Origin of the sequence: Prevotella sp. P5-92, from assembly GCF_002251245.1 — a bacterium.
In the GTDB taxonomy this organism is placed as follows: domain Bacteria; phylum Bacteroidota; class Bacteroidia; order Bacteroidales; family Bacteroidaceae; genus Prevotella.
The window spans coordinates 1-2,191 of the sequence record NZ_NPJG01000022.1; the positions used below are offsets into that span (position 1 = coordinate 1).

The 2,191-nt window shown below is 49.1% G+C and carries 1 protein-coding gene; it reads left to right on the plus strand.

Annotated features, from left to right (window positions below):
• Nucleotides 1-561 precede the first annotated feature (561 nt).
• Nucleotides 562-2,064 (plus strand): group II intron reverse transcriptase/maturase, encoded by a 1,503-nt coding sequence (gene ltrA, locus CIK99_RS02680; RefSeq protein WP_094379510.1) that lies wholly within the window; start codon nucleotides 562-564, stop codon nucleotides 2,062-2,064.
• The last annotated feature ends 127 nt before the right edge of the window (nucleotides 2,065-2,191 follow it).

The following is a 2,191-nucleotide window of genomic DNA, read 5'->3' on the forward strand; positions in this document are numbered from 1 at the left end:
TTGCGACATGAAGTCGTACAGATAATTGTTCTTTGAAACTAATGAACCTCTTATTCCGTTAAGAGCAGCCTACCGAAGCGTGCGTAGTTGGCAACGACTGGGTGCGAAGCCTTCGGGACAATATGGCGAGGTCTTGAACATCACAAGACGCAGCTGTTAGGCTGACTGACAAGGACAACGTAAAGTAACCGCCGTTACCAACCATCGTAACAAAGAATTGGCTCACGGATGTTTATGAGCCATGCCAAAACGGCAAGTGGATAGGTTGGCTATGTATTTGTAATAGCCACACGGATGTCGCACCACCGGTGGAAAGGCGGGTCCTAAATCAGTCGAAGTTATCCGTACGGAACATGGTAAGCCTATAGGTCTCCTCATCTCATTATGGGAACAGGTAAGTCAATCGCAAGAGCGACCGAACGGCTTGTAGGTAAATGACGATGGAGAAAGCGAATGCCCCTCTGTAATGGCGGGGATAGGGGTTGGGACATCACCCCACGCGAAAGCGGGCAGACTTCCATCAGGTAATTCGCTACGAAATGAAATGTAGAACTTGTGTAAATGAAGAAACGACAATTGGACGAGGCGCAAGCCGAGTGTGCATCCTCAGCCGCACTGACCGCATGGCAGACCATCAACTGGGTGTCGTGTGAGAAGGAGGTACGCAAGCTGCAAGTCAGAATAGTAGAGGCTCTAAAGGCAAACCGCATTGGAAAGGTGAAATCTCTCCAACGCATCTTGATTAGCTCGTTCTCCGCCAAGGCATTGGCAGTGAGACGCGTGACATCAAACTCGGGCGGTAGCTCTGCTGGGGTTGACAAGGAAACCTGGCTCACTCCCATAAGACGCTACAAAGCCATCAGCTCTTTGACAACGAGGGGTTACAAGCCAAAGCCTCTTCGCCGTGTCTTCATACCGAAGAAAAACGGCAAGATGCGCCCGCTCGGAATCCCTACCATCAAGGACAGGGCTATGCAAGCCCTCTTCCTAATGGCACTTGAACCCATAGCAGAGACACTTGCTGACGGCAACTCCTATGGTTTTCGCAAATACCGCTCATGTGCGGATGCGATAGACCAGATATACAAGTGCCTTCACAAGAAGACCTCGGCTCAATGGGTGCTTGAGGGTGACATAAAGGGATGCTTCGACCATATCAGCCACGAATGGTTGCTTGACAATGTCATAATCGACAAGGAAATGCTCCGCAAGTGGCTTAAGGCGGGAGTGATAGAAAAGAATGTGTTCCACATGACCGACGAGGGGACACCCCAAGGCGGAATAATCTCCCCGACACTGGCGAACATCACACTTGATGGGATGGAGGCATTGGTAGCCAAACACTCAACCCGAAGGGACAACGGCAAGACCTACTCCAACAAGGTAAACCTCGTACGCTACGCAGACGACTTCATCGTCACTGGCGATACGAAGGAGGTACTTGAAGAGATAAAGTCAGAGCTAATCGTATTCCTAAAGGACAGAGGTTTGGAACTCTCAGAGGAAAAGACGCTGATAACACATATCAAGGATGGTTTTGACTTCCTCGGTTTCAACATACGGAAGTATGGCAACGGCATGTTGCTGATTAAACCGAGCAAGAAGAATCAGAAGAAGTTTGCTGAGACGACGCATGAAGTAATATACAAAATGCGCTCAGCCAAGCAGACGGATGTAATTGGCAAACTCAACCCCAAGATAAGCGGTTGGGCGAACTATTACAGATATGTGTCCTCGAAGGAGGTGTTCTCCAAGCTCGACCACATAATCTTCCTCCAACTGAGGAGATGGTCGATAAGAAGACACCATGACAAGTCGTTGAAGTGGATAGAGAAGAAGTATTGGCAACACGACGGGAAACGTGGATGGATATTTGGAACAAAGGGCAAGGATAAGAAAGGCAGGGAGAAAATCTATCGCCTTATCCAAATGACCCACACACCGATACTCCGCTACACGAAGATAAGGTCGAAAGCCAATCCGTTTGACCCACGATACGACGAATACTTCAAGCAACGACAAGAAACAAAAAGCCGTACACGCCCGCTCAAATGCAGTGCATGACAGCACATAGAGCCGATTATTTAGAACGAGAGATAATTAACAGAATTACACGAGCCGTGTGCGGCGAAAGTCGCATGCACGGTTCTTGAAGGGGAAAGCGGGGGAAACCCCGCAGACCTACTTAGAT

Bases quoted from the DNA above. Each gene is read 5' to 3' on its own strand.
- ltrA (WP_094379510.1), top strand. From the start codon at position 562: ATGAAGAAACGACAATTGGACGAGGCGCAAGCCGAGTGTGCATCCTCA.